Raw genomic sequence first — 19,349 nt, forward strand, 5'->3', positions numbered from 1 at the left:
GGTACCCTAACTCTCGCCGCTCTCAGCGGGGCAGGATGCCGTCGAGGACGATCGACAGGTATTGATCGGCGATCGACTCCACCGTCATCGGGCCGCCCGGCCGGTACCAGCGCACGGCCACCCACACGGTGTCGCGCATGAAGCGGTACACCAGTTCGACATCGAGATCCGGACGGAATTCACCGTCGTCGACGCCCCGCTGCAGCACCGCATGCCACAGTTGGCGGAACTCGACGTTCAGCTCCGAGATGTAGCCGAACCGCTCCTGCCCCGACAGCCGCTTGGCCTCGTCCTGGTAGATCGCGACCGCATTGCGTTCGGCGTCGATCGACTCGAAGGAGGCCACGACGAGCCCGCGGAGCGTCTCGGTCGCCGAGAGTCCCGCCGAGGCGATCTGGCGGTACCGGGCGAACAGGTCGTCGAGGAACCGGCGCAGGATCTCGTCGACCATCGACTCCTTGGAGTCGAAATGATGGTAGAGACTGCCCGACAGGATTCCCGCGGCATCGGCGATGTCGCGCACCGTCGTCGAACGCAGGCCGTTCTCGGCGAACATCCGCCCGGCGGTGGCGAGCAACTCGTCACGGCGCGACGAACGGACGACGGTATCGGCGCCGGCTTTTGCGTCGGTCCCGCCTTTGTCATCGGTCTTGGTCTGACCACGTGGTGACACGCATCCTCCTGGAGTCTGCCCATCACCCTAGCAAGCGCTTGGCCGGGTACGTTATCCGACGAACCCGGCCAAGCGTCCTACGCGCAGATCATGCGCACCCGTGTCAGGCGCCGAGGCGCTTGCGCACCTTTTTCATGGCGCGAGTGTTGAAGAACTTGAACAGCTTGAGCTGCTGATCGGTCATCTTCGTGTCCTTGGCCACGAACGGCGGCGACATCATCTCGGCCACCGTCAGCGGCAGCGTCGAGAACGCGACCGCGCGGGCGTGGCTGAGGGTCTCGAAGCCGGTCCGGCCGTGGTAGCCGCCCATGCCGGAGCGACCGACGCCACCGAACGGCAGCTCGCCGCTGAACAGGTGGATGGCGAAATCGTTGCCGTTGATCGAGCCGCTGCGGGTGTTGTCGGCCAGCTTCTCGAAGCGGTCGTTGCGATCGCCGCACCAGTACATGGTCAGCGGGTGCGGATGCGACGAGATGTGGCTGATGACCTCGGACAGCTCGCGGTACGGGTACACGGTCAGTACCGGACCGAAGACCTCGTCCTCCTCGATCTTCATGCCGGCCTTGACGCCGGTCAGGAGCGTCGGCGGGATCTTGCGACGCTCGGCGTTCGGCAGCGGCTCACCGCCGGGGATGACCTGGCGCTTGGTGGCACCGAGCGCGACGGCGTCGTCGATGAGGCCCACGATGCGGTCGAAGTTCTTCTGGTTGATCGTCGCGGTGTACTGGTCGTTGTCGTAGATCGTCGGGAAGTGCTCGGTCCAGCGCGCGACCACCTTGTCGGTGAACTCGCCGAGCTTGGCCTCCGGGACGAAGACGTAGTCGGGGCACAGGCACACCTGGCCGCCGTTGACCAGGCGGGCATCGGCGAGCATGTTGGCGGCCTTGTCGATGTCGGCGTCGAGGTCGACGACGGCCGGGTTCTTGCCGCCCAGCTCCAGGGTGACCGGGATCAGGTTCTTGGCGGCCTCCTGGGCCACCGAGGCGCCGACCTCGGGCGAGCCGGTGAAGAACATGTGATCGACCTTGAGCTTCGCGAAGTCCGAGCCCGACCCGTGCTTCGAGGTGACGATGGCCAGCTCTTCGATGGAGAAGTAGTCGGGTGCGTACTTGGCGAGAACGTCCGTGGTCTTCGCGGTGATCGACGACGGGCGCATCAGCACGCGGTTACCCGCGGCGAACGCCGAGCCGGCCGGAACGATCGTCAGCTGCAGCGGGAAATTCCAGGGTCCCATGATGCCGACGACGCCGAGCGGGTCGTGGCGCACGCTCTGCTTGTAGCCCAGGAGCCCCTGGACCTTGGCGTACTTGGTCTCACCCATCCACTCCTTGACGCCACGACGCTGGTGCGTGAGGTCGATCATGCAGCCCGCGACGTCGGCGGCCAGCGACAGCTCGCGTGGACGTGAGCCGTAGTCCTCGGTCAGCGCGGCAGCGATCTCGTCAGAGTGGTCGAGCAGCAGCGCGGCCAGTCGGGTGATGCGGTCGATGCGGGTGTCGGCGTCGGGGATGCCGTCACGCATAAACGCGGCCCGCTGGATCTCGACCAGCTCGGTCAGTGTGTGCTCTTCCGAGGAGACGCCACGCTTCGCGGTCGTCGCCCCGGTGCTGGTGTGCTCAGCAGGCTTGGTCATCGAGATCCCCTCAGGTAGTTCGTGCTGCAGGTCGGACGTGCGGCGTTTGGAACAAAAGAGTCCGCTTGTCCCACACCATAGTATGCGCCAGATCACACCAGGATGTGGGTACGTCCGTTGTCAGAATGGTACGACCGGCACGCCGAAAGGTCGAGACCTCGCCCGGGGGATCTTCGGGGAGGTCTCGGCCTTGCGGGTGGTCAGCTCAGGCGCTCGATGATCGTGACGTTGGCGGTCCCGCCGCCCTCACACCCGCGGCTGACCGCCCCTCCTCAGCTGAGCCTTTCGATGATCGTGACGTTGGCGGTCCCGCCGCCCTCACACATCGTCTGGAGGCCGTAGCGGCCGCCGGTGCGTTCGAGTTCGTTGAGGAGGGTGGCGAACAGCTTGGCGCCGGTGGCACCGAGCGGGTGTCCGAGTGCGATGGCACCGCCGTTGGGGTTGACCTTCGCGGGGTCGGCGCCGGTCTCCTTCAGCCAGGCGAGCACGACCGGCGCGAAGGCCTCGTTGATCTCGACGACGTCGATGTCGTCGATGGACAGGCCGGCCTTGCCGAGTGCGTACTTGGTGGCGGGGATGGGCGCGGACAGCATCATCACCGGGTCGTCGCCGCGGACGGACATGTGGTGGATGCGGGCGCGCGGGGTGAGGTTGTGCGCTTTGAGCGCGCGTTCGGAGACGACGAGGGTGGCCGACGAGCCGTCGCAGATCTGGGAGGCGACGGCCGCGGTCAGGCGCGACCCTTCGGCGAGCGGCTGCAGTCCGGCCATCTTCTCCAGCGAGGTCTCACGCGGGCACTCGTCGACGACGCAGTCGCCGAGCGGGACGTTCTCGTTGTCGAATCGGCCGGCGGCGATGGCCGCGCGGGCGCGCTCGTGGGACTGCAGGGCCCAGTGCTCCATGTCCTCGCGGCTGATGTCCCACTTCTCGGCCATCATGCCCGCGCCGACGAACTGCGAGATCTCGGTGTCGCCGAAGCGCTCCCGCCATCCGGCGGATTCTGCGGTGGGCGTGGTGAATCCGAACTCCTGGCCGGCGATCATGGCCTGGGAGATCGGGATCGCGCTCATGTTCTGCACGCCGCCGGCGACGACGACGTCCTGGGTACCGCTCATGACGCCCTGCGCGGCGAAGTGGATGGCCTGCTGGCTCGATCCACATTGCCGGTCGACGGTCGTGCCGGGAATGTCGAGCGGCAGACCCGCGGCCAGCCATGCGGTGCGGGCGATGTTGCCGGCCTGGGGGCCGATGGCGTCGACGCAGCCGAACACGACGTCGTCGACGACGTTGGGGTCGATGCCGGTCCGCTCGACGAGTGCGGAGATGATGTGCGCGCCGAGGTCGGCGGGGTGGACCTTGGCGAGCGAGCCGTTGCGTTTGCCGACGGGGGTGCGGATGGCGTCGACGATGTAGGCCTGCGGCGTGGTCATGGGCGGTACTCCTTTGGGTGGGCGGTGCTGGAGGGCAACCGGGTTCAGGCTCGCTGGCTGGAGATCGAGATGACCTCGCCGGTGAGGTAGGTGGTGTAGTCGCTGGCGAGCATGGCGACGGTCGCGGCGACCTCCCATACCTCTGCGGCACGGCCGTAGGCCTCCTTCGAGGCCAGTTCGTCGAGAAGGTCGTCGCTGGTGACCTTCGCGAGGAACGGGTGCTTGGCGATCGACGGCGCGATCGCATTGATCCGCACTCCCACGTCGGCGGCTTCGAGTGCCGAGCAACGGGTCAACGCCATGACGCCGGCCTTCGCCGCGGCGTAGTGCGCCTGTCCGCGTTGGGCGCGCCAGCCGAGGACCGAGGCGTTGTTGACGATGACGCCGTTGTGCTCGACCGATCCGAAGTAGCGCAGTGCGGCTCGGGTGGCGCGGAAGGTGCCGTTGAGCGTGATGTCGAGGACACGGTCCCACTCTTCGTCGGTCATATCGGCGACCGGCGTCTCCCCGCCGAGTCCGGCGTTGTTGACCAGTACGTCGATGCGTCCGAGTTCGGTTGCGGCGTCGGCGATCAGGGCGTCGACATCGGCGGTGACCTGGACGTTGCAGGTGCGCTGGGCGACCGTCCGTTCGGGGAATTCGACCGCGAGCTTCTCGGCGGCCTCACCGAGGCGGCGTTCGTGCCAGTCGCTGACGAGGACGTCCGCACCTTCGAGGAGTGCCCGACGGGCCGATGCGAATCCGATTCCGGTGCCGGCGGCTGCGGTGATCACGACCTTCTTACCGAGCAGCAGATTGTGACCGGGGGTCTCGGCGGGCGGGACGGCCAGCGGCGAGATCGCCCGTGCGCCGTTCTCCGTCACATCAGTCTGGGTCATGTCAGCGTGCCTCTCGGGGAAGGCCGAGCACACGCTCGGCGATGATGTTGCGCTGCACCTCGTTCGAGCCGCCGTAGATGGTGTCGGCGCGGGTGAAGAGGTAGAGCCGTTGCCATTCGTCGAGTTCGACGTGTTCGGGATCGGTGATGTCGTTGGGCTGTCCCTCGGCGGTCGCGTCGGGACCGATCAGTGCCGGCGCCCCGACGACGTCCATGGCGAGTTCGCCGAGATCGCGATGCCAGTTGGCCCACAACAGCTTCGACACCGACGCGGCTCCGGCCTGACTGGTCACGTCGCCGTCGAGGGTCCGTTGGGCGTGTGCCCGCATGACTTTGAGCCCGATGTCGGCGCGCGCGAGCCTCGATGCCAGTTCGGGGTCGTCGACCGCGCCGTTCGTGCGCGCGACCTCGGTCAGCTTCTCGAGCTCACGTGCGAACCCGACCTGCTGGCCCAGCGTGGACACCCCGCGCTCGAACTGCAACAGACCCATGGCGACCTTCCAGCCGTCACCCGGTTCGCCGACGATCAGGTCCGCGTCGGTCACCGCGTCGTCGAAGAAGACCTCGTTGAATTCCGATGTGCCGGTGAGTTGTTGGATCGGCCGCACGGTGACGCCGGGCTGGTCGAGCGGGACCAGGAGGAAGCTCAGACCTGCATGTCGTGTCGACCCCTTCTCCGTCCGCGCTATCACGAACACCCATTGCGCGACATGCGCCAGCGAGGTCCAGATCTTCTGGCCGTTGATGATCCACTTGCCGTCCTCGACACGGGCATTCGTCGAGACCCCGGCGAGGTCGGAGCCCGCGCCGGGTTCGGAGTAACCCTGCGACCACAGCTCGGTGACGTCGACGATGCCCGGCAGGAAGCGCTTCTTCTGCTCCTCCGTGCCGTACGCGATGAGCGTCGGACCGAGCAGCTCCTCGCCCAGATGGTTCACCCGGGCGGGCGCGTTGGCGCGGGCGTACTCGCGGTGGAAGATGATCCGCTGCTCCAGCGTCGCCCCGCGACCGCCATGTTCGGGAGGCCAACCGATGCAGGTCCATCCGCTGGCAGCCAGGTGACGGTCCCATTCGAGGCGTTCGGCGAAGAACTCGTGCTCGCTGCCGGGTCCGCCGCGCCCCTTGAGGCCGTCGAACGTCCCGGTGAGGTTGTCCTCCAGCCAGGTGCGCACCGCCTTGGCGAACACCTCGGCGGAGTTCGGCGTGGCCTTGGCCCATTCGCCCAGGTCGACGGCACGATCGGCCAGATTGATCGAGGTCATGCGAGCTAGCATAACGCACCAAGCAAGTGCTAGGTTGGGGCCATGGCGCAGACGTCCCAGCTCGGGAAACTCTCCGCGATCACGACTCCGGCCGCGCTGGCACACGCCGCACACAGCTGGCCCGACCGTATCGCCCTCATCGACGACCAGTGGCACCTTTCGCCACAACCGCACGTCGAACTGACCTGGTCACAGCTGCGCGATGCGGCGCGCGACTTCGCGGCGGCGCTCGTGGCCTCGGGCATCGAGGCCGGCGATCGCGTCGCCCTCTGGTCACCGAACAGCTTCCACTGGCCGATCGCCGCACTCGGCATCCACTGCGCCGGAGCGACACTCGTGCCGTTGAACACGCGCTACACCGCGAATGAGGCGATCGAGATCATCGAACGTTCCGGCGCGAAGGGCGTCGTCGTGTCGGGACCGTTCCTCGCCGCCGACCACTGCACGGAACTGCTCGACAAGCACCGTGACGCGATGCCGGATCTGGTGGTGCAGGTGCCGTTCTCGGCGGGCGAAGCCGTACCCGACGGCGCCGTGGACTGGGACGACTTCCTGTCCCGGGCAACCCCGGATGCACGCGACGAGGCGGACCGTCGCGCGGCGGCCGTCTCCGAAGACGACATCTGCGACATCCTGTTCACCTCCGGCACCACCGGGAAGTCCAAGGGAGTGTCGGCAACTCACCGTCAGACGATGACCGGGTCGCACGGGTGGGGTGCCAACGCGGCCCTCTCCCCCGACGACCGTTATCTCATGGCCAACCCGTACTTCCACACGTTCGGATACAAGGCCGGCATCCTGCCGTGCGTGCTGTTCGGCGTGACGATGGTGCCCCTGGCCGTGTACTCGCCGGAGAAGTCGATGCAGATGGTGGCCGAACACCGCATCACCGTCTTCCCCGGTGCACCGACCATCTTCCAGACGATCCTCGACGACCCGAGACGTTCCGACCACGACCTGTCGTCCCTGCGCATCGTCATCACCGGCGCGGCGATCGTGCCGGTGGTGCTCGTCGAACGTCTGCAGCACGACATCGGCGTCGAGACGGTCATCACCGCGTACGGCCTGACCGAGGCCAGCGGCTTCGTCTCGACCTGCACCCCCGAGGACGACGACGAGACCGTCGCCAACACCTGCGGCCGCGCCTTTCCCGGCATGGAGATCAAGCTCTCCGAATTCGGTGAGGTCCTCGCCCGCGGCGAGATGGTCATGGTGGGCTACCTCGACGATCCCGACGCCACCGCCGAGACCATCGACGCCGACGGCTGGCTGCACACCGGCGACATCGGCACCATCGACGAGCGCGGCAACCTCACGATCACCGACCGGCTCAAGGACATGTACATCTCCGGCGGCTTCAACGTCTACCCCGCCGAGATCGAGCAGACACTCGCGCGCCTCGACGGGGTCACCGAATCGGCCGTCATCGGCGTCCCCGACGACCGGCTCGGCGAGGTGGGCCGTGCATACCTCACCGTTCGCGAGGACGCCGACCTCGACGAGGCGAAAGTCATCGACTACGCCAAAGAGCACCTGGCGAATTTCAAGGTCCCGCGGTCGGTGGTCTTCGTCGACCAGTTCCCGCGCAACGCTTCGGGCAAGATCCTCAAGCGCAACCTCACCTAGCCGACTCATAGCCCGAACCCGCGCCGCCCGACCTCACCGAGATCGACGGACTCCAGACCACGACGAGGGCACTGACCGTCCTCGACGCGGCCGTCGACGGCGGTTCGCGGTTTCTCGACTCGGCGTTGCTTCGCGAGCACACGACGGTGGCCGAGGTCGTCGACGCTCAGATCCGCAACAGCGGCCGTCGCGGATCACGCAGGTCTCGCGAGATGATCGCTGCAATCACCGACGGCTCCCGGTCGGAGGCCGAGCGCAAGGCGATCGCCCTGCTGCGGTCCGGCGGCATCACCGGATGGACGGCCAATGCGCCGGTCTGCGGCTACGTGGTCGACCTCGCGTTCGTCGAGCAGAAGGTGGCCATCGACATCGACGGTTTCGTGCGCCGATCCATAGCTCGAAACCGCGCTGAGCGCGGCTTCGAGCTATAAAACGGCCGGGGCGTGTTTGTGCATTTTGGCCAACACCCCGTCGGAACTTCGTTGCGGGAGGACGTGGGATAGATCACAGCGGGCGGCTTAGTGTCGGTCATCACACACCGACCGACCGTGAAAGGGCATCGATGCCTGACCTCGCGTACCTCCCCTGGCACCTCGCCGAGCAGCACGGATCTGCGCCCGCACTCGCCGACGAGCGCACCGAGCTCTCCTTCACCGAGTTCGACGCCCGATCCGCCGCGCTGGCCGCCCAACTCCGTGAACTCGGACTCGGCCGCGGTGACGTGCTGGCGATCAAGCTCCCCAACCGGGTCGAGCTGGTCGTGGCGATCGCCGCCGCGTGGCGCCTGGGCGCCGCCGCCACGCCGATCAACCCGGCATTCACCGACACCGAAGCCGACCATCAGGTCAGCGACTCCGGTGCTCGGCTGATCATCAGTGTCGACGGTTCGTCCCCCACCTCGGGCGTCGCCGGCCTGGCGGTCGACGAACTGGCCACCGAACTCCCCGACGAACAGGGTCCACTCGCGCCCGCACCGGTCGCCGGCGCCGACACCGCACTGCTGATCTACACCAGCGGCTCCACCGGACGTCCCAAGGGCGTGCAGGTCACCCATGCCAACGTCGACGCGATGAGTGCGACGATGGCCGAGCACTTCGGCCTGACCGCCGACGACCACTGCATGCTGATCCTGCCGCTGTTCCACGCGAACGCACTCATGGTGTCCACCTTCGCCCCGTTGCGCGCCGGTGCCCGTCTCACCATCCGCACGGGGTTCTCGGCGTCGCGTTTCTTCGACGACGTGGAAACCCTTCGGCCCACCTATTTCTCGGCCGTGCCGACGATCTTCGCGGTGCTGACCGCGATGCCCCCCGAGGTGCGGCCCGACACCTCGTCCCTCCGCTTCGCCATCTGCGGCGCCGCACCGGTGAGCCGAGAACTGCTCGACGCATGCCAAACCCGTTACGGTCTGCGCCTCGTCGAGGGCTACGGCCTGACCGAGGGCACCTGCGCGTCGGCGTGCAACCCGGTGGACGGAGTGCGCAAACTCGGCACCGTCGGGCCGGCCCTTCCGGGACAACGGATCCGGATCGTCGACGCCGACGGACACGACGTCCCCACCGGCGAGACCGGCGAGGTCATCATCTCGGGACCGACCGTGATGGCGGGCTACCTGAACAATCCCGAGGCCACCGCCGAAACCATCCGTGACGGCTGGCTGCACACCGGCGACATCGGACGCCTCGACGCCGACGGCTACCTACAGATCGTCGACCGCATCAAGGACATGATCATTCGCGGCGGAGAAAACCTGTACCCCAAGGAGATCGAGTCCAGCATCGCGCAACTGCCGGGTGTGCTCGAGTGCGCGGTGGTCGGTCGCCCGCACGAGGTGCTGGGAGAGGAACCCGTCGCCTACGTGGTGCGGTACCCGGACTCGCAACTCACCGCCGACGACGTCATCGCGCACTGCGCCGGTCACCTCACCCGGGTGAAGGTGCCTGCCGAGGTCACCATCCTCGACGAGCTGCCGAAGAATCCGGTCGGCAAGATCGACAAGCCCTCGCTGCGCCGCGGCCTCGCGGTGACCTGACCGACCGAGCCCCCAACGCACCCCGGCACCGCACCACGCCGGCGTGCCGGTAGGTCCTACCCACCGCAAGGCCCCCCCGTACCTCCGGGCAGAGCCCCGTCAACCCGATCCCTTCAAGAAAGAGAGCGACAATGGGTTTCAACACCGCCGACATGCCGCCGGTCGATCCGGCGAAGTTCGGATCGTTACCCTTCATGGAACGCATGCGCCTGCTCGCAACCCACTGGTGCGAGTACGGCTTCGGCAGCCCCAAGAAGCTGCACATGCTCTACGTCTACAAACTGATCTTCTTCACGGTTGTCGGCCTGCTGCTGGTCGGCCTGACCACCCCGGCGCTCGGCGGCTTCGGCGAGATCGGCTCGTGGTGGACCGAGCCGATCGTCTACGTGAAGCTGATGGCGTGGACCACGCTGTTCGAGGTCCTGGGCCTCGCCTCGTCGTCGGGACCGCTGGCGTTCAAGTTCTCGCCGTTCATCGGCGGCTGCCTGTACTGGTTGCGCCCCAAGACGATTCGTGTTCCACCATGGCCGGGCAAGGTGCCCTTCACCGCCGGTGACACCCGTCAACTGTGGGACGTGGCGGTCTACGGCCTCATCCTGCTGAATCTGGCGTTCCTGGTCTGCTTCCCGGGACAGGTCACCGACCGCGTTCCCGGCAGTGAGGCCGGCCTGCCCCCGCAGTGGGCGATGTTCAGCTACATCGGGCTGATCGTGCTCATGGGCCTGCGCGACAAGACGGTCTTCCTGGCCGCCCGCTCGGAGCAGTACCTCGCCGCACTCCTGATCTTCGCCTCGGCCGGCTCCGTGGTCGACATGATCATCGCGGCCAAGATCTTCATCTTCGCGAGCTGGTTCGGTGCCGGCATCTCCAAGCTCGGCCGCCACTTCACCCTGGTCGTCGCGCCGATGGTGTCGAACACCCCGTGGATCACCTCACGGCGTCTGAAGCGATCGCTGTACCGCAACTTCCCGGAGGACATCCGTGCCTCCAAGGTCACCAGCTCGATCGCCCACATCCTGGGCACCATCGTCGAGCTCGCGTTGCCGCTGATCCTGCTGTTCTCGACCAACACCACGCTCACGCTGCTCGCCCTGATCGGCATGACCGGGTTCCACATCTTCATCATCTCCACCTTCCCGCTGGCGGTGCCGCTGGAGTGGAACATCTTCTTCATCTTCTCGGCGTGGTTCCTCTTCTGGGGTCACCCGGCCGGTGAGGGCTGGGCGGTCACCGACATGAGCACCGGCTGGCTGATCGCCGCCATCGTGATGGCCGCGTTCTTCCCGATCCTGGGCAACCTGCGTCCGGACCTCGTCTCCTTCCTCCCGTCGATGCGGCAGTACGCCGGCAACTGGGCGTCGGCGACCTGGGCGTTCCGTGGACGTGAGGTGGAGGACAAGCTCAACCAGCATCTCGTCAAGTCCAACCTGAACCAGATCGACCAGCTCACTGCGGCATTCGGCAACGAGGTTGCGGAGATCTTCATGCAGAAAGCGGTGGCCTGGCGCACCATGCACAGCCAGGGGCGGGCGCTGATCTCGCTGATGATGCGCCACACCGACGATCTCGACAACTACGTGGTCCGTGAGGCCGAGTTCGTGTGCACCACCCTGATCGGCTGGCAGTTCGGCGACGCACACCTGCACAACGAGCACACCATCGCCGCGGTGCAGCGACGCTGCAACTTCGCACCTGGCGAGGTGATCGTGACCTGGACCGAGTCCCAGCCGATCCACCGCAACTACATCGAGTACAAGGTGATCGACGCGGCGATCGGCGTGGTGGAACGCGGCACCTATGTGGTCGCCGACGCCACCGAGGAACTGCCGTGGCTGCCCAACGGGCCGATCAAGCACACCGTCACCTGGACGCGCCCCGGATATGTTGCGCCATCGGACGGTTCGCAGTACGTGCAGCAGTCTAGGGTGAATGCATGAGTCGTGGAGTAGTGGTCGGCAGCGGGCCCAACGGACTCGCTGCCGCCATCACCCTCGCCGCCGCCGGTCTCGAGGTCACCGTCCTCGAGGCCGCGGCGGTGCCCGGCGGTGGAACCAGGTCGGCCGAGGTCACCGTCCCCGGCCTGGTGCACGACGAATGTTCAGGCTTCCACCCACTCGCGCTGGACAACGCGTTCAGCAGGCGCTTCGACCTCGCTGCACACGGATTGCGCTGGGCCGCTCCGCCTGTGCAGTACGCCCACCCGCTCGACGGTGGTGACGGTGCAGCGGCCTATCGCTCGGTGGACGAGACCGCCGACCAGTTCGGTGACTCCGCCCGTCGGTACCGGCAGCTCTTCGGCTCGATCACCGGCAAGTTCGATCGTATCGCCGGGGAGTTCCTCCAGCCCATGCTCCACGTACCGCGGGACCCGTTCCCGCTGGCGCAGTTCGGGATTCCGGCGGCTCTGCCGGCCACCTGGGTTGCCCGGTGGCTGCGCGACGAGCGGGCGGCGGCACTGTGGACGGGAGTGGCGGCGCACGCCTTCCATCCACTCACCACACCGCTGTCGTCGGCGATCGGCGTCGCCCTGGGCACCGCCGCACATCGCTACGGATGGCCCGTCGCGGTCGGCGGGTCGGCGACGATCAGCCGTGCGATGATCGCACTCCTGGAATCGCTGGGCGGAACGGTGGTCACCGACACCACCGTCACCTCACTCGACCAGCTCGACTCCCCCGACGTCGTCCTCCTCGACACCTCGCCACAGGCGGCGGCCGGCATCCTCTCCGGCAAGCAGCCAGAGCGCGTGGCGCGTGCCTACCGCCGATACCGGCATGGGCCGGCGGCATTCCAGGTGGCATTCGCCGTCGAGGACGGCATCCCGTGGAGCTATGAACCGGCACGTCGGGCCGGGACCATCCATGTCGCCGGGAGTTCCTCCGAAGTCGTGGCCGCCGAACGCGACACCTGGTCGGGGCGGATGCCGTCGAAACCCTTCCTCTTGGTCGGGCAGCAGTATCTGGCCGATCCGGACCGCGCAGCGGGCAACCTCGTCCCGGTGGATGCCTACGCCCATGTACCTGCCGGATTCGCCGGTGACGCAAGGCAACTCGTCGTCGATCAGATAGAACGATTCGCCCCCGGCTTCACCCGGCGCATTCGCGCATCGCATGTGCGCGCAACCGCCACGATCGCCACCGCCAACCCCAATTACGTGGGTGGCGACATCACCACCGGCGCCAACTCCGCGCGCCAGTTGATCTTTCGTCCGCGAGTGGCATTCGACCCCTACTCGACCGGCGTCGAGGGCGTCTACCTGTGTTCGGCGGCGACGCCACCGGGGGCGGGTGCACACGGCCTGTGCGGGTTCCATGCCGCTACCTCGGCCCTGAAGAAGCTCGAACGCGGTAGCGGCCCACAGGCCTCGACGCAACAGGCTTCGACCCAACAGGGTTCGTCCTGATGAGCAACGGCGCTCTCGGACGCCGGCTGGTCTCCCCCGATTCACCCGACGCGGCGGAGATCATCCGGTTGTCCACCATCGTCGGCGAGCGACTCGCCGCGCGCAGCGATGAACTGAGCGAGTCGATGACCACGGCGATCGAGAACGGCCTCGAGGAGCTCAACGACCCCGACCTGCTCGAGTTGTTGCGAGCGAGCGTCGCCGCCAACATCGCGACGATCCTGCACATGATCCGCAACAACATCCCGCTCGATCAGGCGCCACCGGTCACCGCAGCGACCGAGTATGCCGATCGGTTGGGACAGCGGGGCATCCCCGCCTCGTCGCTGCGGCGGGCCTACCACTTCGGTTCCGATGACCTGCTGGCCAATGTGTTCGAGGAGGTGAGAGAGCTCGACACCTCTCCCGAGCTGCGGCTGCGGGTGCTGCACCATTTCGCCGGCTGGCTACACAAGTACGTCGACTGGATCACCCGTGTGGTTCTCGATGTACACGAGGAGGGCCGCCGGTACTCGGTCGAACAGAACGCGACCGTGGTGTCGACGATGGTGCGGCGGGCGCTGCAGGGCGACCTCACGAGTACGGACGAGTTCACCGTCAGGACCGGCTATCCGTTGACGCGCACCCATCTCGCGGCCACCCTGTGGATCGACCGGGCCAACCCGGGCACCGACAACACCGCACTGCTGGAGTCCCTGGCGCACGACGTCGCAACCACTCTCGGCTCCAGAGCACCCCTTTTCACCTCGGTGGACCGCAGCACCGCGTGGGTCTGGTATCCCGTGGCCGACGCCGATCCCGAGGTGGTCCGACCGGTGCTGTCCGTGGTGCCGGGCGCACGGATGGCCTTCGGCTCCCCGGCCCCCGGACTCGAGGGATTCCGGGAGAGTCACCAGCAGGCCGAGAGTGTCAAGCATGTGGCGGCGGTGTCGACGAATCCGGCGATGACAGTGGTGGGGCACGGATCGGGCGGCATGTCGATCATCGCGATGCTCGCTCGCGATCTGCCCGGCACACGACGCTGGGTGCGCGATGTCCTCGGACCGCTCGCCGCCGACACCGAGGCCGCCGAGCGACTGCGCGACACCGCCCGGGTGTTCCTCGACTGCGGCAACAGCTACGTCGCGACGGCCGAGGCCCTCAACATGCACCGCAACACCGTGAAGTACCGGCTCGGACGAGTCGTCGAGGAGTTGGGTCACCCGATCGGCGAGCGTCGCCTCGACACCGAACTGGCCCTGCACACCGCACACGTCCTCGGTGCGGCGGTGCTGTGAGCGCGCGACCGGTCCCATGACTGCCTGACCACCCCGTGCGATCGGCAAGCCGCTGTGGTCGGATGGACGGGTGGCGACGACTCACGACAGAGCACCGATGACGATCACGGTCGGGTCCGCACGTCCGGCGGCGGTCCGGCCATGACCCTGATCGGCACCGATCCGACCACCGAATTCCTCACCCGGGCAGGCATTCTGGATCCCGATCTGCCGACCACCCGAATCGTCACGCACGGCGCGGTGGTGTTCCTCAACGGTGATCGTGCATGGAAGATGAAGCGGCCGGTGCGTTATCGCTACCTCGATTTCTCCACCCCGGAATTCCGGCACGACGCACTCGACGCCGAGCTGCGCCTCAACCGGCGCATCGCCCCCGGCGTCTACCTCGGACTGCACAAGGTGGACGACGCAGAAGGCAACAGCGATTGGGTGCTGGAGATGCGTCGCTTCGACGACGACGCGCTGCTGTCCACCCGGGCCGAGCGCGGCGATCTCGACGACGCCCTACTGCGACGACTGGCGGAGCTCACCGTAGAACTGCACGCGGCGTCGGAGATCTGCCCCGACCCGCACGGTGCCGCGCGCATCCAGGAGGTCGTCGACGGGAACCTGGGGAGCATGTCGGCGTTTCCGGAGATCCTCGATCCCTCGCGAGCGAGGTTGCTGACCGATCGCCTGACCGCGATGATCAGCGCTCACTCCGATCTGCTCGACACCAGGGCCCGCGCCGGTCGGGTCCGGCACGGTCACGGTGACCTGCATCTGGGCAACATCGCGGTGATCGACGGCGAACCGTTGCCTTTCGACTGTCTCGAGTTCGACGCCGACATGGCCACCACCGACGTGCTCTACGACGTCGCGTTCCTCGTCATGGACCTGTGGGCACGAGACCTGCGGCACGAGGCCAACGTGGTGGTCAACAACTACCTCGACCTCTCTCCTGCGGACGAGGACGGCTATTCGCTGATGCCGATCTTCCTGTCGGTGCGTGCGACGGTGCGCGCTCATGTCGCCGCCGCCGAAGGGTCCGTCAGCAGGGCCCACGACTACCTCGACCTCGCCCTGGCAGTCGTCGATCCGGCGTCGGCACGGCTGGTCGCGATCGGCGGTGGATCAGGCACCGGGAAGTCGACCGTGGCCCGCGTCATCGGAGCGGAGTTCGTCCCGGCACCGGGCACTCGCATTCTTCGCAGCGATGTGCTGCGCAAGCGCCTGGCCGGGGTGCCGGAGCACACCCGGCTCCCGGCAGCCGGCTACACCGTCGAGATGGGTTCCCGGGTGTATGGAGAGCTGTGCCGGCTGGCTGATCAAACGCTGGGTGGCGGGATGAGTGTGATCGCCGACGCGGTGTTCGGCCGTGCCGTACAGCGCGACGCGATCGCCGGCGTCGCCGAGACACTTGCTGTCCCGTTCACCGGCATCTGGCTCGAACTCGACGAGGCCGAACGCATCGCGCGCATCGAGGCGCGCGGCGCCGACGCGTCGGATGCCGATGCGTCGGTGGCACGACGACAGACCCAGTCGCTGGAGCCCCCAGGGGCCGAATGGGTGCACGTCGACGCCGGCGCCGGGGTTCTCGATCGAGTGCGGCACGCACTCGGCCTGCCCGGGTCCGCCGGCACCCGATAGCGTCCGGTCAGCCGCGAGGGAGCGGCTTGACCAGGGGGAACAGGACGGTCTCGCGGATTCCGAGACCGGTCAGCGCCATCAGCAGACGGTCGACGCCCATGCCGGTTCCGGTGGTCGGGGGCATGCCGTACTCCATCGCCGTGAGGAATTCCTCGTCCAGGACCATGGCCTCGTCGTCACCGGCGGCGGCGAGTCGTGCCTGGTCGACGAAGCGCTCGCGCTGGATCACCGGGTCGACGAGCTCGGAGTAGCCGGTGGCCAGCTCGAACCCGCGGACGTAGAGATCCCACTTCTCCACCACGCCGGTCACCGACCGATGCGCGCGGACGAGCGGCGAGGTCTCGACCGGGAAGTCGCGGACGAAGACCGGCCGGCTCTGCTTCTCGCCGACCATGTGCTCCCACAGTTCCTCGACGAGCTTGCCGTGGCCGTAGCCCTTGCCCTTGGGGACCTCCAGGCCGACACGATCAGCGATCGCCAGCAGTTGGTCGACGGTGGTCTCCCCGGGCGCACCGGCGGGCACGATCTCCTCGCCGAGCGCTTCCGACAGCGACGGGTACATCTCGAGGGAGGTCCACTCGCCGGACAGGTCGTACGTCGAACCGTCGGGCATGATCGGGGTCTGGGTACCCAGGGCGGCCTGCGCAACCTCCTGCACCAGCTCACGGGTCATGACCGCGGAGTCGTCGTAGGTGCCGTAGGCCTGATAGGTCTCGAGCATCGCGAACTCGGGCGAGTGGGTGGAGTCGGCGCCTTCGTTGCGGAAGTTGCGGTTGATCTCGAAGACGCGCTCGATGCCGCCGACGACGCAGCGCTTGAGGAACAGCTCCGGCGCGATGCGCAGGAAGAGATCCATGTCGAAGGCATTGGAGTGCGTCACGAACGGACGCGCCGCGGCACCGCCGTGCAGGGTCTGCAGCATCGGGGTCTCGACCTCGAGGAACCCTCGGCGCCCCAGCGCCGCACGGAGTTCGGCGATCACCTGGATGCGGGTCCGGGCGTTGTCACGGGCCTCCGGACGCATGATGAGGTCGACGTAGCGCTGCCGCCTACGGGTTTCCTCGTTCATCTCCTTGTGGGCAACCGGCAACGGCCGCAACGACTTCGACGCCATCTGCCAACCATCGGCCATCACCGACAGCTCGCCGGTGCGAGAGCTGATGACCTCACCGGAGATGAAGACGATGTCGCCGAGGTCGACGTCGGACTTCCAGCGGGCCAGCGATTCCTCGCCGACGCCGTTGAAGCTGACCATCGCCTGGAGTTGGGTGCCGTCCCCCTCCTGGAGAGTCGCGAAGCACAGCTTGCCCTTGTTCCGCAGGAAGATGACGCGCCCGGAGACACCGACGTGCTGGCCGGTCTCGCTGCCGGCCTCGAGGTCGGGGTAGGCGGCGCGGATCTCGCCGAGAGAGTGGGTGCGCGGAATCGAGACCGGGTATGCCTCGCGGCCCTCGGACAGGATGCGCTCGCGCTTCTCGCGGCGGATTCGCAACTGCTCGGGAGTCTGGTCGTCGGTGTCCGGGGTCTTCTCGGCTGCGGCGGAAGCGGCGGTGGTCGGGCTGTCACTCACCCCACGCACCCTATCGGTGCCGGTCACCGACTCCCAACTCGCCGCAGCCGCTGTGACAGCGGTGACAGACCGCCGGCGGTTCAGCTCTCGTGCGCGGAGATGACGGCGAGTTCGTCTGCGCGGATGCGACCGTTGACCTTGGCCTGGCGCATCCGGCGGTGCCCGCCGACGACGAACACCGCACCGTGGATGCCCCGCGCCTGCAGGTGCCAGGCCAGCCACTCGGCCTCGTGGCCGTCCTCGCTGACGAGGATCCAGCGGGAATCGGTGCGCGCCGCGGTCAGCGACTCGGGGGTGCCGGGGGTGAGCCGGTCGAGGACCTCGACGGCGTCGATGGCGAGTGCGCCGAACAGTGCACCGTCGACCTGGCGTCGGCGATGCGAGCGGACGTCCACGGGTGTCGCACCCTCGGCGACGGCCTCCGCGTAGTCGCCGACCTGCAGCGACAGGGGTGCGGCCGGTGCCGGAGCGACGATGGGCGCGGTCGCGGCGAAGGTGGTGCGGGACAGAACAGGGGTGACAACCGATGCGGTCATGAGAGGGAGTCCTCGGGTGATCGGAAACGAGCGGGGAGCGCGAAGGAGGGCAGCCGCAGATGCGGTACTAGCCCTGACAACACTCCTGACAGCTCTTGATCACGGCGACGAGTATGCCACAGCTGTGCGCACGGGACCAGACCCGAGTGACGACTACCGCACCGGTGGTTGCCAATCCTGAATGCGCCGCAGCCGACGGTCGAATGCCGCATCGGGGGCCGCCCGCAGGGCCAGCTCGCGCAGGCGGACCGCGGGTCCCGACCGCCACTGACCGACCCGTCCGATCGCCGACGCCTGGCGAGCGATGCGGCGGGTGCGACGCCGCCGTAGACGGTCGTAGGTTCGCAGGGCCTCGTCGACGCCTGCTCCGCCCTGCCCGAGCAGCGCGGCCAGGGTCGCCGCGTCCTCCATGGCCTGGTTCGCCCCCTGGCCGAGGTTCGGGGTCATGGCATGCGCGGCGTCGCCCACGAGCACGCGCCGGCCCCGGACGAAGGTGGACAACGGACGCGCCAGTTCTTCGATGGGCAGCACTCCGACGTCCGCCGGATCGGTCGCGTCGAGGATCTCCCCGATCGGTGCATGCCACCCCGAGAACCGTTGCCGCACTTCGTCGATACCACCCGGCTCGCCACTCCGCCCGTAGGTGACGGACGCGAACCAGTAGACGTGTCCGTCCGGCAGCGGGGCGATGCCGAACCGCTGACCGCGTCCCATCGTCTCGCCCGCGGCGTCGAGGTGGACGGGCCGTGCGGTGACGGCTCGCCACGCGACATATCCGCGGTAGGCCACACCCGGGTCGTCGGCGACCGCGGGCCGCACCCGACTCCGCAGACCGTCGGCTCCGACGACCAGGTCACAGCTGTCGATCGACGTGCCGTCCTCGAGCCGGACCGACCCGTCACGAACCTCGCGTACAGCGGTTCCGGTCCGGATCTCCACGCCCGACCCGAGCCGGCCGAGGAGCGCCTCGTGGAGATCGCCGCGGCGCACCACCCGGAGTTGCTCGATCGCCGACGGGTCGAAGCGGGTGAGCCAACGCCCGTCGGCGCGACGTGTTCCGTTCACGGTGAGTGAAACGCCGACCGCGTCGGGAACCGCCGCCCGGAGGCCGAGCGATTCGAGCGCGCGGAGCCCGTTGCCGAACAGGCTGAGTCCCGAACCTCCCCCACGAACCTCCGCCGACCGCTCGAGCAGCGTGACCTCCGCGCCCAGCGACGACAACCCCGCCGCAGTGCACAGCCCCGCGATGCCTGCGCCGACGATGACGACCTTCATCCCAGACCTCTCCACACGGAGAAGAATGACGGGTCGACCATCCCTCCGCCGCGATTTCCCGGTGGACGGCGAATCGACCCCGCGACGTCACGGCGCGCCGGCTGGGCGCCGATCACGATCCGTCGC

At 67.7% G+C, this 19,349-nt stretch carries 15 protein-coding genes; 7 read left to right on the forward strand and 8 right to left on the reverse strand.

What is annotated here, in order from left to right; genetic code table 11:
* Window positions 1-22: 22 nt before the first annotated feature.
* From GAA2_RS19300 to GAA2_RS19320, 5 genes are all read right to left on the reverse strand, one after another.
* A complete protein-coding gene (locus GAA2_RS19300; RefSeq protein ID WP_006437744.1) occupies window positions 23-673 on the reverse strand; it encodes a TetR/AcrR family transcriptional regulator in 651 nt (216 codons plus the stop codon).
* 103 nt (window positions 674-776) lie between these two features.
* A complete protein-coding gene (locus GAA2_RS19305) occupies window positions 777-2,306 on the reverse strand; it encodes an aldehyde dehydrogenase family protein (protein ID WP_191834516.1) in 1,530 nt (509 codons plus the stop codon).
* Window positions 2,307-2,578: 272 nt separating this feature from the next.
* Entirely contained in the window at window positions 2,579-3,736 is a 1,158-nt protein-coding gene (locus tag GAA2_RS19310) for an acetyl-CoA C-acetyltransferase (protein ID WP_024499357.1), read from the reverse strand.
* Window positions 3,737-3,780: 44 nt separating this feature from the next.
* Window positions 3,781-4,614, reverse strand: coding sequence for an SDR family oxidoreductase (locus GAA2_RS19315; RefSeq protein WP_024499358.1), 834 nt, complete (start codon window positions 4,612-4,614; stop codon window positions 3,781-3,783).
* Between the two features lies 1 nt (window position 4,615).
* Window positions 4,616-5,875, reverse strand: a complete 1,260-nt coding sequence (locus tag GAA2_RS19320; protein WP_024499359.1) for an acyl-CoA dehydrogenase family protein — start codon at window positions 5,873-5,875, stop codon at window positions 4,616-4,618.
* A gap of 42 nt (window positions 5,876-5,917) precedes the next feature.
* On the opposite strand from GAA2_RS19320, the gene GAA2_RS19325 reads away from it, so the two are divergent.
* The 7 genes from GAA2_RS19325 to GAA2_RS19355 all read left to right on the forward strand — a co-directional run bounded on the left by GAA2_RS19325 (window position 5,918) and on the right by GAA2_RS19355 (window position 15,842).
* Window positions 5,918-7,501, forward strand: coding sequence for a FadD3 family acyl-CoA ligase (locus GAA2_RS19325; RefSeq protein ID WP_191834517.1), 1,584 nt, complete (start codon window positions 5,918-5,920; stop codon window positions 7,499-7,501).
* 212 nt (window positions 7,502-7,713) lie between these two features.
* On the forward strand, window positions 7,714-7,932 hold the full coding sequence (locus GAA2_RS19330; protein WP_191834518.1) for a hypothetical protein: 219 nt from the start codon (window positions 7,714-7,716) through the stop codon (window positions 7,930-7,932).
* A 131-nt stretch (window positions 7,933-8,063) separates the two neighbouring features.
* Window positions 8,064-9,533 carry a class I adenylate-forming enzyme family protein gene (locus GAA2_RS19335; protein WP_191834519.1) on the forward strand — a complete coding sequence of 490 codons (1,470 nt, stop codon included), beginning with the start codon at window positions 8,064-8,066 and terminating at the stop codon, window positions 9,531-9,533.
* Between the two features lie 131 nt (window positions 9,534-9,664).
* On the forward strand, window positions 9,665-11,470 hold the full coding sequence (locus GAA2_RS19340) for a DUF3556 domain-containing protein (RefSeq protein ID WP_024499363.1): 1,806 nt from the start codon (window positions 9,665-9,667) through the stop codon (window positions 11,468-11,470).
* Window positions 11,467-12,936: a phytoene desaturase family protein gene (locus GAA2_RS19345; RefSeq protein WP_024499364.1), complete on the forward strand. Its 1,470-nt coding sequence runs from the start codon at window positions 11,467-11,469 to the stop codon at window positions 12,934-12,936. The genes GAA2_RS19340 and GAA2_RS19345 overlap by 4 nt, the downstream gene beginning before the upstream one ends.
* Complete coding sequence (locus GAA2_RS19350) at window positions 12,936-14,213, forward strand: PucR family transcriptional regulator (protein WP_024499365.1); 1,278 nt, start codon at window positions 12,936-12,938, stop codon at window positions 14,211-14,213. Before GAA2_RS19345 ends, GAA2_RS19350 begins: the two co-directional genes overlap by 1 nt.
* A 141-nt stretch (window positions 14,214-14,354) precedes the next feature.
* Window positions 14,355-15,842: an AAA family ATPase gene (locus GAA2_RS19355; protein WP_024499366.1), complete on the forward strand. Its 1,488-nt coding sequence runs from the start codon at window positions 14,355-14,357 to the stop codon at window positions 15,840-15,842.
* 7 nt (window positions 15,843-15,849) lie between these two features.
* Here GAA2_RS19355 and lysS read toward each other — a convergent pair whose 3' ends face one another.
* The 3 genes from lysS to GAA2_RS19370 form a co-directional block, all read right to left on the reverse strand.
* A complete protein-coding gene (gene lysS, locus GAA2_RS19360) occupies window positions 15,850-17,412 on the reverse strand; it encodes a lysine--tRNA ligase (protein ID WP_191834520.1) in 1,563 nt (520 codons plus the stop codon).
* Window positions 17,413-17,492: 80 nt separating this feature from the next.
* Window positions 17,493-17,948 carry a hypothetical protein gene (locus GAA2_RS19365; protein WP_024499368.1) on the reverse strand — a complete coding sequence of 152 codons (456 nt, stop codon included), beginning with the start codon at window positions 17,946-17,948 and terminating at the stop codon, window positions 17,493-17,495.
* 153 nt (window positions 17,949-18,101) lie between these two features.
* Entirely contained in the window at window positions 18,102-19,223 is a 1,122-nt protein-coding gene (locus GAA2_RS19370; RefSeq protein ID WP_024499369.1) for an FAD-dependent oxidoreductase, read from the reverse strand.
* Between the last annotated feature and the right edge of the window lie 126 nt (window positions 19,224-19,349).

Origin of the sequence: Gordonia ajococcus, from assembly GCF_012974285.1 — a bacterium.
GTDB classification, from domain to species: Bacteria; Actinomycetota; Actinomycetes; order Mycobacteriales; family Mycobacteriaceae; genus Gordonia; species Gordonia amicalis.